A 17,313-nucleotide genomic window follows, 5' to 3' on the forward strand; every position below is an offset into this window, starting at 1 on the left:
GGAAGGACAGCCGGCGAAACTGCGTCAGAAGGATCGGGATGCACGATGGACGGTGAAATTCTCGAAGGCACGCCTCGATCGATTAGCGGTATGGCTTAATCTGCGGCAGGACCATGACAAATGCCGCCGCCTATGATGGTGCTCAGCTTCGCAACGCGGTGGAGCGGCCGAACACCGGATCGAAGGTCTGGGCCGATACTGCGTATCGGTCGAAGAAGAACGAGCCTTGGCTCGACAGGAACGGCTTCGTCTGCGACACCCACAGAAGAAGCCGAAGGGCCGACCGATGAGCGAGGCGACCGACACAGCCAATTGCTGGCGGTCGAAGATCCGCTCACGCATGGAGCACGTCTTCGCTCATCAGGACGCCCGCATGGGGGTTGTTCGTCCGCATTATCGGCATCGCCAAAGCGACGATGAAAATTGGCATGGCAAACATTGCCTACAATATCACCGCATACGTCTGGCACGAGAAAAGAGCGGGATCAGCATGACGTGATTGCCGGGCAGGAGCCATCGTCGCGCGTCGAAATCCAGCATCGCGATGACATGATGGCACCGGGGTTATGCTGAAGATCATCCGCAAGCGGACATTCGTCGCTATACCGGTTGAATCATATCTGGAAGTTGGCAATAGGCAGGTTACTAAATCCGCCCCTGCAATAGGATTAAGAGAGTTTCCTCAATGAAACGGATCGTCATTACCGGTGCCAGCGGAATGGTTGGCACTGCACTTCTCGATCGCCTCAGTCAGACAGGCAACGCAGTAACAGCCGTGTCAAGGCACCAGGGCAATTTTCCGCCGGGCGTACGTCATGTCAAGATAGGACAGATCGACGCCGCCACCGACTGGACGGTCGTTTTGCGTAATCAGGACGTGCTGATCCATCTGGCCGCCTTGCTTCCGCATTCCACACATTCCTTGGACGACTACGAACGGGTCAATGCGGCGGGAACCGCACACATCGTTGACCAAGCTGCGGCGTGCGGCGTAGGGACTGTGGTCTTCCTATCGAGCATCGCGGTCGTCACTGCTAGCGCGAACACAGTCACCGTCTCCGATGAGACACCCCCAATGCCCGCAAATGCCTATGGACGGTCGAAACTCGCAGGAGAGAACGCTGTGTCGCAATTCGCTTCGGCGGATCGCACCGGAATCTCGCTGCGACCACCGTTGATCTACTGCGCGAATGCGAAGGGCAATTGGCAATCGATGCTAAAGCTCGCCGCTTTCGGTCCTCTGCTGCCGTTCGGTGCAGTCAACAACCGCCGCACGATGGTCTCCATCGACAATCTTGTCAGCGCTATCCTACGTGTCGTTGAGCTTGCCAAGCCCGGAAACAGCGGCGCCTATGCGGTCGCAGACCACGAAAGCGTGAGCCTTGCAGAGATGATGCGATATCTGCGCGAAGGCATGGGCAGGCGGCGATCGCTGCTTCCCCTGCCGGTGTCATTGCTAGCTGCGCCCCTCCGGCTCGCCGGCAAGGGCCAGATTGCCGACAGCCTGCTGGGCAATCTGGAGATCGATTCGAGCCGTTTTCGGGAGACGTTCGACTGGTCGCCGATTGAAAGCGCCCCTGACGCGATCCGTAGATCCGGCCGGGAGTTCGCCGCTATTCGACAGTGATCGACTTCACCGAACTGCTCAGTTGGTCGACATCAATGCGTTTGGTGTTTTGTTGTCGCAAAACCAGCCGGTTGGCGAACTGGAAAAATCGAGCTCGACGAAAAGCTGACCGATCTTGGCGTGAAGCTTCGTTACCTAGGCTTCCCGGCTAACCTGCGCATCGGAAGGGCGTGCGCGCCCACATACCAGTCGTTGATCAAAAGCCCAAGGTGCTGCGAGTGAGCACGGCCGAGTGGCATGCCGAAATAACTCCGATCGCCGACTTGAAACGATCGCTTGCGCGACGGCGGCCAGACGGCAGTTAATGTCCTGCCTCTTTTCCTCAATGGCATGATGGGTTATTTGCAGAGCCTCGATACAAGTGGCGTGTCCGTGGTTGTTTCTTCGCCCGCACGAACCCACGAGGTGTCGCGGGCTGCAGATGGTTCATGCTCGCTGCAAACGGCTTCAGGGGAAGGTCAGTATGCCTCGAGTTTCCATGATCGTCTGGAACAATTTCCGCAACGATGCGCGCGTGCTCAAGGAGGCCGAGACCCTTCAGGCTGCCGGCCATGAGGTGACCGTCTTCGCGCTGCACACGCCTGGCGAAACACAGCGGCGCGAGACGCTCGGCTCCGGCGTGCGGGTCGTTCGCGTCATGCGCAGCCCGCTTTGGACCTTGCGCCAGAGGCTCGGCAAGACGGCGAAGCCGGAAAATCCAACGGCGCCGCGCGGGTCCGTCGCCGCCCCGTCCAAGCCGGCGGCGCGCAGCAGGCTTCGCCTTGCCGCAGGCATCGTTACGCGCGCAACGACGCACAGCGCGCTTCTCGCGGCGGTCATCGCCTCGCGTCCCGATGTTGTCCACGCGCACGACTTCAACACGCTGCCGACGGCTTGGCTCGCCTCCCTGATATCGCGTTCCGCCCTCGTCTATGATGCGCACGAAATCAGCACCGATCGCGAGGGATATGCCGGCCAGCGCAAATTCATCGGCTGGATCGAGAAGCACCTGATGCCGCGCGCCGACGCGACGATCACGACGACGGACGCGCGCGCGCAGTTCTTCGCCCGAGCCTACAAGGTGCCCCGGCCGATAGTTCTCCAGAACAGGCCTCGGCGGCAGGAATGGGCACACTCGACGCGAATTCGCGACGAACTGGGGCTCAGCGAAGACTGGCCGATCATCATCTACCAGGGCGGCGTCCAGCCCGGCCGCGGCCTCGAGCGGCTGGCAACCGCCGCAGCGTCGGTCCCCCGGGCCTATGTCGTCTATGTTGGCAGCGGAAAATCGGAACCCGCCGTTCGACAGGTGGTGGCTGATCTGAAGCTCGAGGAACGGGTGAAGCTGATACCGAAGGTCGATCTCGACCAGTTGCCGGACTATACACGCTCGGCCGACATCGGAGTTCAGCCGATCGAAAACACCTGCCTCAACCACTACACGACCGATTCCAACAAGTTGTTCGAATATGTCATGGCGGGACTGCCGGTCGTGGCATCAGACTTTCCGGAGATTCGCAAGATCGTCCAGACCGACGAACTCGGTCTGCTGGTTCCGTCCGACGACACCGAGGCTTTGGCGGCCGCCCTGCGGCGGATGGTCGAGGATCGTGAATTGCGGAAAAGCTTCGCGGCCAATGCCCGCAACGCGATCGAGCGGCTGAACTGGGAAGCCCAGGAACACCTCCTCGTCGATATATACGCGCGCCTGCAGGGGCTTCGGGCGGACGGGATTGGGGCGGATGGCTCGTCGGGCGCGCTTGCAGGGGCGGACTATCGATAGCGTGTGTCGCCGCCGGGCGAAATCAAGGATGGAACGTGTCGTTCATGACGCTAGAGCAACGGACATTTAATGGTACGCATATCCGGGTCTTTGAGATAGTTCCAGCACGCTTAGGCTGAACAGGTCGCAGATGTTGCCGATTGCGTCCCAGAGGGCGCCGAAGGTTCTGGCTGCTTCGGCGCGCAGATGGGCCATGAGCTTCGAGAAGGCCATCTCGATCGGGTTGAGGTCTGGACTGCAGGGCGGCAGGACTAGGAGGCAAGCACCTTTGTCCCTGAGGCATTGTGCAGCACGCGCGCTCTTGTGGACGGCAAGGTTTTTGTGAATGACGATGTCGCCCTTCGACAAAGGCGGGGCGAGTTGGGTCTCGATCAAGGTGTCGAATGCCGGCCGGTTGATCGCCTTCTCGATCACTGAAGATCTTGATGCGGGCGGGGCCGAACCGGCTGAGATCGTGAAAGATCTTGGGCACTGCATAGGCATTCATCCGGTAGTAGGGAAGGTAAAACAAATCGAGAAGGGGTGTTCCGGTCATCGATAGTTCTCTTTTTGTTCTCGATTCTAGTCGCAGCGGGAAGGAGGGCGAATAAGTTCGCCGATCGGGCGGCGCGTTGAATGACGGGCCGTGCCGGGGCAGGGGATTGTCAGGGCGGCGGCGAATCGCGTAACACCCGCCCCGGCATTCAACGCGCCGCCTGCCGGCTTTCCATCATACGTATCGTCCACAAGGACCATGTGTGGGGCTTTCCCAGAAGCGATCCAGGAGTTTGTCCATGAGTGCACTCAAGGTGCTGACCGTTAGCGGCACGCGGCCGGAGGCAATCAAGATGGCGCCGTTGATCCAGGCGCTGGCGCGTGATCCCCGCTTCGAGTCGGCCATTTGCGTCACGGCACAGCACCGCCAGATGCTTGACCAGGTGCTAGAGCTTTTCGATCTGGTGCCCGATTTCGACCTCGACATCATGAAGCCTGGACAGAACCTGTCGGGCATCACCGCGGCGATCCTCACCGCGATCGGCGAGGTCTTCGAGAGCTTCAGGCCCGATATCGTTTTAGTGCATGGCGACACGACTACGACACTCGCGACGACGCTGGCGGCCTATTACCACAAGATCCCGGTCGGCCATGTCGAGGCCGGCCTTCGTACCGGTAATCTCTATTCGCCCTGGCCCGAAGAGGCAAACCGCAAGCTGACCGGCGCGCTGGCCGCGCTGCATTTTGCACCGACGGAAGGCTCGCGCGCGAACCTCGTCCGCGAAGGCATCGACGAGGCCACCATCCACGTCACCGGTAACACGGTGGTCGACGCGCTACTGCACGTCGTAGACAAGGCGCAGGCCGACGCCACACTGCAGGGCGAGTTTGCCGAAGAATTCGACTTCCTGAGTGACGACCGCAAGCTGATCCTCGTCACGGGCCATCGCCGCGAAAGCTTCGGCGGCGGCTTCGAGCGCATCTGCCAGGCTCTGTTGAAGATCGTCCAGGACTTCGACGACGTCGAAATCCTTTATCCTGTCCATCTGAATCCGAACGTCCGTGAACCGGTCAACCGACTACTTGCCGGAGTAGACCGGGTCCATCTCATCGAGCCTGTCAACTATTTGCCCTTCGTCTGGCTGATGAACCGCGCCCACCTGATCCTGACGGATTCCGGCGGCATCCAGGAAGAGGCGCCCTCGCTCGGCAAGCCCGTCCTCGTGATGCGCGAGACTACCGAGCGGCCCGAGGCGGTCGATGCCGGCACGGTGCGGCTGGTGGGCACGGATGTCGACCGGATCGTCGGCGAGATCGGCGAATTGCTTCGCGATCGCGATGCCTATGACCGGATGAGCGCGGCCCACAATCCCTATGGTGACGGAAAGGCGTGCGAGCGCATCCTCGACGCCCTGGCCAACAAGTTTGCGAAGCATTGATTTCATGAATAGCAAGACCGTATCCGTCATTGGCCTCGGCTATATTGGCCTTCCTACCGCAGCCGTCTTCGCTTCGCGCAAGACCAAGGTGATCGGCGTCGACGTCAGCACAAGAGCCGTCGAGGCGATCAACCAGGGCAAAATTCACATCGTCGAGCCGGACCTCGACGTCGTGGTCCATGCGGTGGTCACCGAAGGCTGGCTGCGCGCGACGACGACCCCCGAGCCGGCGGACGCATTCCTGATCGCCGTGCCGACGCCGTTCAAAGACGGCAATCAGCCCGATCTCGCCTATATCGAGGCTGCGTCGAAGGCGATCGCGCCGGTGCTGAAGTCCGGCGACATCGTTATTCTGGAATCGACCTCGCCGGTCGGCGCGACGGAGGAAATGGCGGGGTGGCTGGCCGAAGCGCGTCCGGATCTGACGTTTCCGCAGACCCATGGCGAAGGGTCGGACATCCGCATCGCGCATTGCCCCGAACGCGTATTGCCCGGCCATGTGCTGCGCGAACTCGTCCAGAATGACCGCGTGGTCGGCGGCATGACGCCGAAATGCTCGCAGGCGGCGGTCGATCTCTACAAGATCTTCGTCGAAGGCGACTGCATCGTCACCGACGCCCGCACGGCCGAAATGTGCAAGCTGACAGAGAATAGCTTTCGCGACGTGAACATCGCCTTCGCCAATGAACTCTCGCTGATCTGCGACAAGCTCGACATTGACGTTTGGGAATTGATCGGGCTTGCGAACCGGCACCCGCGCGTCAACATCCTGCAGCCGGGCCCCGGTGTCGGCGGCCACTGCATCGCGGTCGATCCGTGGTTCATCGTCGCGCGCACGCCGGAGGAGGCGCGCTTGGTGCGCACCGCACGCGAGGTCAACGACGCCAAGCCGCACTGGGTGATCGCCAAGGTCAAGGAAGCAATCGGCGTCTTCCTCCTCGACAATCCCGACCGCACCGCACGCGACGTGACCATCGCCTGCTTTGGCCTGACCTTCAAGCCGAACATCGATGATCTGCGTGAAAGCCCCGCGGTCGAGATCGCGGAGGAACTGGCGCGCACGCTGGAAAGCCGGCTGCTCTTTGTCGAGCCGAATGTCGAAGAACTGCCGGAGGGGCTCGCCGGCCGCGAGAAGGTGGACGTCGCAACGGCCGTCGAAAAGGCCGACATCCTGCTCTTGCTCGTCGCCCATAACGAGTTCAAGAAGCTCGGCACGATCGTGCGCCCCGGCCAGACGCTGTTCAAGGCGACGGCGATCTAACAGCCTCGAGGTCTCTGAGAAGGGGTCGGTCGCGAACGGGTAGACTGTCATGAAGATATGCCATCTCACATCCGTTCACGAGCGCTACGACATCCGCATCTTCCTGAAGCAGTGCCGCTCGCTCGCCAGGGCTGGTCATGACGTGACGCTGGTCGTCGCCGATGGGCGCGGGCCGGAGACGCGGGACGGCGTGCGCATCATCGATGCCGGAAAGCGAGCGGCGTCACGTCCGATTCGCATGACGTGGACGACGCGCCGCGTGTTCGAGGCGGCGCGTTCGACAGGCAGCGACATCTATCATCTGCACGACCCCGAACTGATCCCAATCGGGTTGCGCCTGAAGCGGGAGGGGGCGAAAGTCGTCTTCGATTCCCATGAAGACTACATCAAAGACATCCTGACGAAGCCCTATCTGAAATTCGGTTTGGCACTGGCGGTATCGACCGTATTCGGTTGGTTCGAGAAGCGGGCGCTTGCCTCGTTTGACGGCGTCGTATCCGCCTATGAGGCCATCGCGGCGAGCTACTGCGACCGGGGGATCGCCTCACGCGTCATCAACAACTACCCGATCGAGGAAGAGATCGTCGCCGAGTCGAATGCATCGATCGAACCGGGCTTCGTCTGCTACACCGGTGCCGTGACCGAAATCCGCGGCGTTCCAAAGCTTGTCGATGCCATGGCGTTGTGCAAGACACCGGTGAAGCTGCTGCTCGTCGGGCCGTTCACCGAGCGACGCGCGCAGATGATGTGTGAGGCGAGCCCCGGCTGGGGGCGCGTCGAGGCGTTCGGGCGGCTCGATCGGACGGCAATGCGCGAAGAGATGGCGCGGTGCATCGCTGGGGTCGTGACGTTTCTGCCCGTCGCACACCATGTGACCGCGCAGCCAAACAAGCTTTTCGAGTATATGGCCGCCGGCCTGGCGGTGATCGGCGCGGACTTTCCGCTGTGGCGGCAGATCATCGAGGGTGAGGGATGCGGCATCTGCGTCGACCCGACCGATCCGAAGGCTATCGCCGCCGCGATCGATGCGCTGAACGCGAATCCCGAGCGTGCCCGACGCATGGGGGAGGCGGGCAATCGGGCGGTCGTCGAACGGTACAACTGGAATGCCGAGGCTGGGAAGCTGGCATCCTTTTACGACGAGCTTGCCGACTCGCCGTAATATTTGGCGCGGTTCAGCGCCGCGTAGCGCGCGCACATGAAGGCGCTTTGCGCCCGACCGAAGCCTTCGCGGTGGCGATAGATGTGCCAGAAGAAGCGCAGCACCTTCATCTTGTTGGACGAGACGCTCTGCGCGCCGACCCGATAGGCCGCAAGCTTTTGTCGGAGCCCGAGGGCGGTCGTGCCGTCGCGCGTCAGTTCCAGCCAGAGAGCATAGTCCTCATGGCCGCAGATCGGAAAGGACGGATGGTTCAGCCGCTCGGCGTCGTAGATCGCCGTCAGGCAGCCGATGCTGTTGCCCTCTAAGAGGCTCGCATAGTCTGCGCGCGCGGGCGGAATAAAACCGCCGATCCGCCGGCCCTGCGGGTCGACGACGTCGAAGCCAGTGCATGAGATCGCGGCGCCGGCCGCCTGCATCTCGGTCAACTGCAGTTCGGTTTTCCGAGGCGACCAAACGTCGTCGGCATCGAGCAACGCGACATAGTGTGAGGCGCTTTGCGCAAGCGCCAGATTGCGCGGGACGGCGGGGCCGCCGCTGTTGCAGCCGGTCGTCAGCAGGCGGATTCGTGCGTCGCGGCCGGCGTAGCGCTCGACGACCTCCATGGTCCTGTCGGACGACATATCGTCGACGACGATCAGTTCGAAGTCCTGCACCGTCTGGGACAGGACGGAGTCGATGGACTGCGCAATCGTCGTCTCGGCATTGAAGGCGGGCATGACGACGCTGACGAGGGGCATGAAATCGACTTTGAAGCGCGGCGGGGCGAGGTTGACAAGTGGCTGCCCTGTGTTAGCACCTTGATCCCCAGTTTCATAGGACATGCATGACCGCCGCCGCCCCAGCGGCCCGGCTCCCACGGCAAGCGCTTGCTCGATATCGCGATCGCGTTGCCGCTGCTCCTGATGAGCCTACCGGTCTTCGCCGTCCTCGTCGTTGCGATCTGGTCTGCCCCCAGAAAAGTGATCCTTCTTGAAGCATGGCTTGTGAGCCTCTGAAGGACTTTGAAATGGCAGCGAAACGACACAAGGCAGAAGAGATCGTCACGAAGCTGCGTCAGGTCGACGTGCTGAACGCGCAAGGCAAATCGATGGCGGAGGCGATCCGGTCGATAGGCGTGACGGAAGTGACATATTATCGATGGCGGGCTGAATACGGCGGGCTGAAGGGCGACCAGGTGAAGCGGCTGAAGGAGCTGGAGGCGGAGAATGCTCGGCTCCGGCGGGCTGTTTCCGATCTCACCCTGGACAAGATGATCCTTGCCGAGGCCGCCAAGGGAAACTTCTAAGCCCCGCCCGCCGCCGCGCCTGCGTGGATCATGTCGTTGAGGAACTGGGCGTGTCCGAGCGACGGGCCTGCCGGGTTCTCGGTCAGCATCGGTCCACGCAACGCAAGGTCGCCAAGGCTCCGGATGACGAAGCGGCGTTGACCGCCGACATCACGGCCCTCGCTCTCCAGTATGGCCGCTACGGCTATCGCCGCATCACGGCGATGCTGCACCAGGCTGGCTGGATCGTGAACGTCAAGCGGGTCGAGCGGATCTGGCGGCGGGAGGGGCTGAAGGTGCCGCTCAGGCAACCCAGCGCGGTCGGCTCTGGCTGAACGACAGCTCGTGCATCCGGCTTCGGCCGGAACACCCCAACCATGTCTGGTCCTACGACTTCGTCGAGGACCGCACACACAACGGCAGGAAAATCCGCATGCTCAACGTGATCGATGAGTTCACGCGGGAATGCATCGCCATCCGGGTCGAAAGGAAGCTGAAGGCCGTCGATGTCCTCGACGTGCTTTCCGATCTCTTCATCCTGCGGGGCATCCCGACGCATATTCGGTCCGACAACGGGCCGGAGTTCATCGCCAAGGCATTGCGGAAATGGATCGCGGCGGTCGGTGCCAAGACCGCCTACATCATGCCGGGCAGCCCGTGGGAAAACGGTTATTGCGCGAGCTTCAACTCGAAGCTTCGCGACGAACTGCTGAACTGCGAAACCTTCTACACGCTGAAGGAGGCAAAGATCATCATCGAAAACTGGCGACAGCACTACAATACCGTGCGGCCGCACTCATCCTTGAGCTACAGACCGCCGGCACCCGAAACGACCATCTGGCCTCGCCAGAACGGACCGGCTTCAACGCCAGCGGTGGCCAGCAAGCCAAGCATGCACTAACAGTCCAACCGGATCACCCCATGGGGGCAGACCAAGCCCATAGGTCCGCTTTAAAATGCGTTCCATTAGAATCTTCGAAGGTAGCTAGGGTCAGGACTCATTGATCAAAGCCAGAAGATGACGGCCGCTGCGATGCAGATGGCCGAGAAGAAGGTGTGTGCGCAGCGGTCGTAGCGTGTGGCGATGCGGCGCCAGTCCTTGAGCTTGGCGAAAAGGTTCTCGACCTTGTGACGCTGACGGTAGAGTTCCTTGTCGTAAGGATAAGGGATTTTCCGGCTTCGGCTCGAAGGGATGCAAGGCTCGATTCCTTTGGTGGCAAGGGCCTGGCGGAACGCGGCGCTATCGTAGCCTTTGTCGGCGATGAGGGTTTTCGCTGGCGGCAAGGCGTCAAGCACAAGGGTCGCGCCCTTGTGGTCGCTCATCTGGCCTTCCGTAAGCAGCATGAGGATCGGCCGGCCCGCGCCATCGCAGACGGTGTGGAGCTTGGAGTTCAGTCCGCCCTTGGTGCGCCCGATACGGCGGGGAACATCCCCTTTTTGAGCAGGCTCGCCGCCGTGCGGTGCGCCTTCAGATGGGTGGCGTCGATCATGATCCGCTCCGGCCTGGGGCCTTCGCCGGCAAGACCTGCGAAGATGCGGTCGAAGACGCCAAGCCGGCTCCAGTCATGAAGCGATTGTAGAGCGTCTTGTGGGGACCATAGCCCTTGGGCGCATCCTTCCATTGCAGGCCGTGGCGAATAACGTAGACGATGCCGCTCACCACCCGCCGGTCATCGACGCGCGGCACGCCGTGCGACAACGGAAAATGTGGCATATCCGCGCCATCTGCCGCTCGCAGCAAAAAAACAAATCACCCATCACGACATCCTCCCCAGCGGAGACCGTGAATCACAGATCAGGCGGAATTAATAGGTCCGGAGCCTAGACATAGTGGCGTTGTGTGGGACGCAAGTGTCTTGCGAAGTATGACCACAAACAGTGCATCATCCTTGACGCGCCAACGTGGCTTCCATATGGCTCATTTGCCCTAAACTGAACAGATGCTGATTAATGACAATAGCCCTTCCGGAAATCCACGACCGCGTTGCTGAAGCCTACCAAGGTACGCTTGGTCCAAACTTTATGCACGCGACGCAGGCACGCATTCATTGGATTTGCGCGCGGGTCAGTGGCACCAAGGTTCTGGACCTCGGATGTAGTCAAGGAATTTCCGCCATCCTTCTCGGGAGGGAAGCCAAGCGGGTGACTGCGGTCGATATTGATGCGCAAGCTATTCAGTATGCTCAAAACCTGCTCGCGAGCGAGCCAGAACACGTCCGCGAACGCGTCACATTCCTTCAAGCCGATGCATTGACGCATCAATTTGAGTCAAAAGGATATGACACTGTCGTGATGGGAGAGGTTCTAGAACACCTCATTCAGCCCGCGCAGCTGCTCCAAGTGGCATCGAAGGCGCTTCGCGACGGCGGACAAATCATTGTCACAGTACCTTTCGGAATCAACGATTATTTTGACCACAAGGCAACTTACTACCTTACCGGAATGTACTTGCTCTTGAATGAGTATTTCGAAATTTCCGAGATAGAGCCGGTTGAGGGCTGGATCGCGTTCGTGGCCACATTGCGCGCCTCCCCGGCACGTGACATCCCGGCATTCGACTTGCCGTTGATCCGTCGCGTTGAGGCAGCTTTCGAGTCTCTCGAGCATCGCTATGGAGCACGCATCCGAAAGCTGAACGATCAATTGCAAGCTTTGGAGAGAGACAAGAAGGTCGCCACTGACAAGTTGAAGGCAGCAGTGGGAGATCTGAACCGGATCAAGATAGAGTGGGATGCAGATCGGGATCGCATCAAGAAAGAATCGGATGCAGAACGGGACCGCAGCAAGAAAGAGTACGACGACCAACTTCGGGCAACGTTAGAAGAAGCAGATCGGGTTAGGCTAGCGGCTAAGACTAGTGCGGATGCGAAAATCCGACAGCTGGAAAGGGCTAATCAAAAACTGATGAGCGAACGAGCTGCGATCCAGAATTCCTATAGCTATCGTATTGGCAACGCTCTTGTAAAACTGGCAAAGAGGCCGGCGGGTCAGAGCCTAATGTCCTTCGCACGGACGGTGCGCCAAGCGTTCCGCTCGCAGCCAACGCGGGCTGGGCAAAAGACGCCTACGCAAGCTCATCAACAAACGCTAGTTCAGCAAATTGTGCGTTCGCGCACTTCGTTCAGCAAGAAGCCTTGGCCCGTTACCGACGGTCGCAGACTGCGCATCGCCGGTATTATGGACACCTTTACGCACACCGCATTCGCTCCCGAGGCAGACGTTGAACAACTCCTGCCGGATCGTTGGCAGTCACAGCTTGAGCGCTCCAAGCCTGATTTCGTCTTCATAGAATCCGCATGGCAAGGCGCTGACGGAGCTTGGAAAACTAAGGTCAGCCATAACTCTTCAGAAATGCAAGAGCTTCTAGGGTGGTGCGCGCAATCAGGGGTGCCGACCGCCTTTTGGAACAAAGAAGATCCGATCCATTTCTCCGGCTTCCTACCTGTCGCTAAACAATGTGATCTGGTTTTTACTACGGACATCGATTGTGTTCCTGGTTACAAGAACGCACTTGGTCACGATCGCGTCTACCTGCTGGCGTTTGCGGCCCAGCCGCGGTTTCACAATCCGGTCCAAACGACAGAGCGGAAGGATGCTTTCAACTTCGCTGGTTCCTATTATCAGCGCTATCCCGAGCGTCAGCGTGACATGGCGACCCTTTTTGACACGCTAGGGGCGATCCGGCCTGTCGAAATCTATGACCGAAACGCTGACAACCCACACCCTCACTATCTTTTCCCCGAAAGATTTAATCCGCTTATCCTCGGGACGTTGCCGTTCAGTGATATCGAGAAGGCCTACAAGGGTTACCGTTTCGGCATCAATATAAACACCATCAAGCGGTCGCAGTCGATGTTCGCCCGCCGCGTCTTCGAGTTGATGGCGTCTAACACCCCGGTCGTCAGCAATTATTCTCGCGGCGCCCGGACGTTCTTCGGTGACCTACTCGTTTCTTCAGACAACGCGGCCACCATCGCCAGTCGTGTTCAGCCCCTAACTCGTGATGACGACTTCTATCGCAAATTCAGACTAGCCGGCCTTCGCAAAGTTATGAGCGAACACACCTATGCTCATCGATTGGCCTATATCTCGTCAAAAATTTTTTTGGACTCACCGACTGCGCCTGCAGCATCGGTGATGCATGTTGTCGCTACCGCGCATTCGGAAAGCGATATTCGCCGCATTATTGAGGCCTATCGGCGGCAAAGGTTCGACGGCGTCAGTTGTCTCAGAATCGTGTCCACCACAGCCGCACATGAGGGGGCAGAGTTTTTCGAAAGCGCCGAAGAACTCGCCGCTGATTTAAAGGCAAAAGCCGGCAGTAAGGATTTCGTTTGCCTGTGGTCACCCGACGACTACTACGGCCCCAATTATCTGACTGATCTCGCGCTCGCTACGAAGTATGCAGAAGCTGATGCGATCGGAAAGAAATCTTTTTACAAGTTAATTGAAGGCGAAGCCGTTCTGCAGAATCCCGAATCGTCATATCAATTTGTCGATAAACTTGCCGTGCGCTCGGCAATTGTGCAGATAGACAAGATCACTGCTAATATGATCGCGTCTTGGCTTGGCGAGCCAACTGTCGCATTCACCGAAGGATTAAGCTGTTTAAGCATTGACGAGTTCAATTATTGCCAAGATGCAGGCGGGTTCACCGAATTGGCCACGGTTGACGATATCCAATTGCCCTCAACCGGCGCAATGATGAACGCCATGCAACAGACAGCAGAGGCCATGTTGCCCTGCGCCCCCAGAGGGCAGTTCGTCGGCCGACAATTCGATGCAGCAGGCTTGTTGGCCGCGATCGGTGGCCAGACTAGAGGCAAGGCGTCGGCCGAACTGACCAGTGAAACGCTACATCTCGATTCGAAATTTCCGGTCGGCCAAAGACGATACCTATGGACGACTGAACGCTTCGAACGGGAAGACCTCGGACTATCTGACAGCAGTGACATCTTCGTCGAGGGCAATTTCGGATCGGTCGCTCAGTTTGCATGCGAATATTATGACGACGACGGTCAGAAAATCAGCCATTCGATCTTGCGAACTCCTGGGTCTCATACGCTGGTGATCCCTGATGAATGCAGATCGATTCGGTTCGGGATACGACTTGAGGGCGTGGGCGAAGCGACGATAAAACGCATCGCTTTCGGCCGGACAGTTCGTGCGCCCAACATCCTCGTTGCACGGTCCAGAGTTTTGGTCCTCACCAAGCAGTATCCAAGTTACGATGATCTCTATCGCTATGGCTTTTTGCACAGTCGCGTTCGGAACTATCGTGAGGCCGGTATCAGCGTCGATGTTTGCAAGCTGCGCAACCTGGAAGAGAACGGCTTTGACGAGTTTGAGGACGTCGATGTCGCGACTGTCGATGATGTGGCGATGCAGGCTACGCTGAACTCCGGTCAATATACGCACGTGCTAGTCCATGCGCTCGACAGGCGGACATGGGATTTGCTTAAACCGCATCTCGAAAAGGTGAAAATCGTTGTTTGGCTTCACGGTGCAGAGGTCCAGTTGTGGCAGCGTCGGGAGTACGAGTTCGAGCGGATGGAGCAGGCCGAGATACAGCGGCAGAAGCGCCTTAGTGATCAGCGCCTGGTTCTTTGGAAGGAAATTTTCGGCCACGCGGGCGAAGGCCTGAAATTCGTCTTCGTTTCTCAATATTTCCGCGATGAAATCGAAGGCGATTTTGATGTTCGGGTACCCGACATCGCTACAGCCATTATTCACAACCACATCGATGGCAAGCAATTTCCCTACGTAACAAAGCCGGTCGAGCAGAGGACACGGGTGCTGTCTATCCGGCCGTATGCAAGCCGCAAGTATGCGAATGACCTGACCGTTCAGGCAATCTTGGACTTGTCAAAACGCGATTTTTTCAAGGAGCTGCACTTCACGATCGTCGGGGACGGCCCGCTGTTTGACGAACTGACACTGCCGTTGCGTTCTTTGGAGAATGTGGATCTGCAGAGGCGTTTTTTGACGCACGATGAGGTCGCGCAGCTCCATCGGGGTCACGGTATATTGCTCTCACCCACGAGGATGGACTCACAGGGCGTTTCCCGCGATGAAGCGATGTCGTCAGGATTGGTTCCAGTCACCACTGCGGTAGCCGCAATTCCGGAATTCGTAGATGATGATTGCGGAATGGTCGTCGCGGCGGAAGACGCTACAGCGATGGCCGATGCCGTCGAAAAGCTCTATCGAGAACCTGTGTTGTTCCAGAGACTTTCTGCTGCTGCAGCACAGCGCGTAAGGTCGCAATCAGGGATTGCGCAAACTATCGAACGCGAAATCGCACTATTTGACCAGTAGGTTGCTTTCGCCTTTGGAGATCAGTGCCTTTGTGACTCGTTGTATGCACGGAAAACGGCGTTAACGGTACCTATCTCGCGGATTCGGCCTTGGTCAATCCAGATCAGGGTCTTTACCCACTCGCGTAGTACGCGTTCGGAGTGGCTCGCCAGCATTAGGATTTTGCTCCGCTCGATGAGCTGGGATTGTAGACCGCCGATCGTCTTGCTCAGACTTGAATCGACGGCATTGATCCACTCATCCATTATAAGTATTTCGCCGTGAACCAAACGAAGTAGGCTCATAACGAGGCGCGACTTCATGCCGGCCGAGTAGCTTTTGATGGGAAGATCGAAATATCCTCCGAGGCCGCTAATTCGCCTCACATCATCGATATGCGATGCGACCTGAAGCTGAGGAACGCCCATGTAAAGGCACTTGAGTTCCGTGTTCTGACGACCTGAGAGTTCAGGGCGCAAACCGGTGCTTAAGGCGAATTGAGGGCTCACCACCCCCTCGATGTCAACCTCGCCTGACTGAGCAGCCAATCCGCCGGCGCAGAGCTTCAAGAGCGTCGACTTCCCTGAACCGTTAGTCCCAATGAGCCCGACGCGGTCACCGTCTTTGAGTTCAAGCGACACGTCCTGTAGGGCTGCAATTTCGATATAGCGCTGCCCCACAACGATCTGCGCTCCGACTGCGTCGCGCTCAAATTTCTTGGCGGTCGCAGCGGACTTACGCATGAAGTAGCTGACGCAGACGTTCCGAAGATCGATCTTTGCCATGTCTATTTCAGGTTCCTCACGAATGCATGGGATCGATCATAGGCAATTATTCCTATGACGCAGAGTGAGACCGAAAAGCCGATCGCCACGATCCACGCTTTGGGCTCCAAGGGAACGACGCCGAAAGATTGCCTGAACACCGATAGGAAATATGCGGCCGGGTTATAGTCGATCAGGGCTCCACGTACGCCCGTCGCGTCGCCTTCCGCTCCCCAAAAAACGGGCGACACGAAGAACATGAAGCGAACCCCAACGTTGAAAATTGCGTCCAAATCCGGAAACAATATCACGGCAAGGTTCACCAGATAGGCAACAGCTAGCGATACCAATGCGAGAACGACCAAGAGCGGCGGTAACAGGGCGAGATGAAGGCCTAGGCTTCCCGGGGCTAAAAGTATAATTGCAAAAACGAGCAGAACGAGATCTAGGCTCATTGCAAACAGACGGTCGATAAGTAGCTTATAAAAAAGACCGACAAGCGTAAGGTTGTTATGGACGGCGAAGTCGAAGCGTCTCTGGATGACGGTTGTACTTGATGTGACCGTCGCGGTGATGAAGCTCCAGAGTACATAGCCGGCCAACACGTAGAGATAGAACTCGCCCACTGTGATCAGGTGCGGCTGGCGGAAAACCAAAGCCAGCATCGCGGTAAAGATCAAAGTGGACAGTGGTCCCCATAGAATGCCGAGATAGCTCGATTGGCGCTCGGACCGCGCTTCTATCGAACTGATATGGAAAAATCGCACCAGCCGGGATAGGTGGGGACGAACGATTCTCCAGGTGGTCAATTTGCCGAGCTCGCGCTGTTTCTTAGGTGATGCGCATAACGCAACCACGAGCGCGAGGCAATGCTCCGGATTCGTGAAGTGACTACGCACTTCATCAGTCCAAGTCTCCCGTCCGACTGGTCGTGTTTCGAACCTTCGTTGAGCAGCAACAAGGCGAGCCCTAGGCCCCCGACTTCCCTCTGGGAGAGACCTGGAGTTGCTGTTTGGCCCTATGCGTCTAAATAGTCCCGCGTTTTGTAGACGCCCTCGGGTTACATTTTCCGCTGCCGTTCGAAGTCGACGGGTGACAGCATCCCGTTTCTCACATGTTTGCGCTTTGGGTTGTAGAACGTCTCGATGTAGTCGAACACATCCTGTCTGGCCTCGTCGCGGGTCCTGTAGGTCTTGCGGCGTATCCGCTCACGCTTGAGCAGGTTGAAGAAGCTTTCGGCCACGGCGTTGTCGTGACAGTTTC

At 58.6% G+C, this 17,313-nt stretch carries 10 protein-coding genes and 3 pseudogenes; 7 read left to right on the top strand and 6 right to left on the bottom strand.

The features are described 5' to 3' along the window. Positions 1 to 685: 685 nt before the first annotated feature. Both ABLE85_RS22955 and ABLE85_RS22960 read left to right on the top strand, forming a co-directional pair. On the top strand, positions 686 to 1,627 hold the full coding sequence (locus tag ABLE85_RS22955) for an NAD-dependent epimerase/dehydratase family protein (RefSeq protein WP_348795030.1): 942 nt from the start codon (positions 686 to 688) through the stop codon (positions 1,625 to 1,627). Between the two features lie 463 nt (positions 1,628 to 2,090). Beyond that, positions 2,091 to 3,389: a glycosyltransferase family 4 protein gene (locus tag ABLE85_RS22960; RefSeq protein WP_348795031.1), complete on the top strand. Its 1,299-nt coding sequence runs from the start codon at positions 2,091 to 2,093 to the stop codon at positions 3,387 to 3,389. Between the two features lie 66 nt (positions 3,390 to 3,455). Here ABLE85_RS22960 and ABLE85_RS22965 read toward each other — a convergent pair. Next, a pseudogene (locus tag ABLE85_RS22965) lies at positions 3,456 to 3,803 on the bottom strand (transposase); the annotation flags it as partial. Between the two features lie 359 nt (positions 3,804 to 4,162). Here ABLE85_RS22965 and wecB point away from each other — a divergent pair. From wecB to ABLE85_RS22980, 3 genes are read left to right on the top strand one after another with little or no spacing between them, the layout of a single operon-like run. Further along, entirely contained in the window at positions 4,163 to 5,302 is a 1,140-nt protein-coding gene (gene wecB / locus ABLE85_RS22970; RefSeq protein WP_348795032.1) for a UDP-N-acetylglucosamine 2-epimerase (non-hydrolyzing), read from the top strand. Between the two features lie 4 nt (positions 5,303 to 5,306). Then, positions 5,307 to 6,563 (top strand): UDP-N-acetyl-D-mannosamine dehydrogenase, encoded by a 1,257-nt coding sequence (gene wecC, locus ABLE85_RS22975; protein ID WP_348795033.1) that lies wholly within the window; start codon positions 5,307 to 5,309, stop codon positions 6,561 to 6,563. Positions 6,564 to 6,612: 49 nt separating this feature from the next. Continuing rightward, the gene (locus ABLE85_RS22980) at positions 6,613 to 7,725 is read left to right on the top strand and encodes a glycosyltransferase family 4 protein (protein WP_348795034.1); all 1,113 of its coding nucleotides are present in this window, start codon (positions 6,613 to 6,615) and stop codon (positions 7,723 to 7,725) included. Here ABLE85_RS22980 and ABLE85_RS22985 read toward each other — a convergent pair. Beyond that, entirely contained in the window at positions 7,698 to 8,462 is a 765-nt protein-coding gene (locus tag ABLE85_RS22985) for a glycosyltransferase family 2 protein (RefSeq protein ID WP_348795035.1), read from the bottom strand. The two genes, ABLE85_RS22980 and ABLE85_RS22985, sit on opposite strands and share 28 nt — an antisense overlap. A 269-nt stretch (positions 8,463 to 8,731) precedes the next feature. Here ABLE85_RS22985 and ABLE85_RS22990 point away from each other — a divergent pair. Next, positions 8,732 to 9,890 (top strand): annotated as a pseudogene (locus ABLE85_RS22990) (IS3 family transposase). 104 nt (positions 9,891 to 9,994) lie between these two features. Here ABLE85_RS22990 and ABLE85_RS22995 read toward each other — a convergent pair. Next, positions 9,995 to 10,747: pseudogene (locus ABLE85_RS22995) on the bottom strand (IS5 family transposase). Between the two features lie 192 nt (positions 10,748 to 10,939). Here ABLE85_RS22995 and ABLE85_RS23000 point away from each other — a divergent pair. Continuing rightward, positions 10,940 to 15,307: a glycosyltransferase gene (locus ABLE85_RS23000; protein WP_348795036.1), complete on the top strand. Its 4,368-nt coding sequence runs from the start codon at positions 10,940 to 10,942 to the stop codon at positions 15,305 to 15,307. Positions 15,308 to 15,327: 20 nt separating this feature from the next. On the opposite strand, the gene ABLE85_RS23005 is transcribed toward ABLE85_RS23000, so the two are convergent. The 3 genes from ABLE85_RS23005 to ABLE85_RS23015 all read right to left on the bottom strand — a co-directional run. Further along, entirely contained in the window at positions 15,328 to 16,071 is a 744-nt protein-coding gene (locus tag ABLE85_RS23005; protein ID WP_348795037.1) for an ATP-binding cassette domain-containing protein, read from the bottom strand. A 2-nt stretch (positions 16,072 to 16,073) separates the two neighbouring features. Further along, complete coding sequence (locus ABLE85_RS23010) at positions 16,074 to 16,949, bottom strand: ABC transporter (protein ID WP_348795038.1); 876 nt, start codon at positions 16,947 to 16,949, stop codon at positions 16,074 to 16,076. A 161-nt stretch (positions 16,950 to 17,110) separates the two neighbouring features. After that, the coding region (locus tag ABLE85_RS23015) for an IS3 family transposase (RefSeq protein ID WP_348795039.1) at positions 17,111 to 17,313 on the bottom strand (203 nt) is incomplete at its 5' end.

It is taken from the genome of Mesorhizobium sp. KR1-2, from assembly GCF_040045035.1.
In the GTDB taxonomy this organism is placed as follows: Bacteria; Pseudomonadota; Alphaproteobacteria; order Rhizobiales; family Rhizobiaceae; genus Pseudaminobacter.

What these genes read in the sequence shown, in the direction of transcription:
- ABLE85_RS22955 (WP_348795030.1), top strand. Translation starts at nt 686, where the DNA reads ATGAAACGGATCGTCATTACCGGTGCCAGCGGAATGGTTGGCACTGCA.
- ABLE85_RS22960 (WP_348795031.1), top strand. Translation starts at nt 2,091, where the DNA reads ATGCCTCGAGTTTCCATGATCGTCTGGAACAATTTCCGCAACGATGCG.
- wecB (WP_348795032.1), top strand. Translation starts at nt 4,163, where the DNA reads ATGAGTGCACTCAAGGTGCTGACCGTTAGCGGCACGCGGCCGGAGGCA.
- wecC (WP_348795033.1), top strand. Translation starts at nt 5,307, where the DNA reads ATGAATAGCAAGACCGTATCCGTCATTGGCCTCGGCTATATTGGCCTT.
- ABLE85_RS22980 (WP_348795034.1), top strand. Translation starts at nt 6,613, where the DNA reads ATGAAGATATGCCATCTCACATCCGTTCACGAGCGCTACGACATCCGC.
- ABLE85_RS22985 (WP_348795035.1), bottom strand. Translation starts at nt 8,462, where the DNA reads ATGCCCCTCGTCAGCGTCGTCATGCCCGCCTTCAATGCCGAGACGACG.
- ABLE85_RS23000 (WP_348795036.1), top strand. Translation starts at nt 10,940, where the DNA reads ATGACAATAGCCCTTCCGGAAATCCACGACCGCGTTGCTGAAGCCTAC.
- ABLE85_RS23005 (WP_348795037.1), bottom strand. Translation starts at nt 16,071, where the DNA reads ATGGCAAAGATCGATCTTCGGAACGTCTGCGTCAGCTACTTCATGCGT.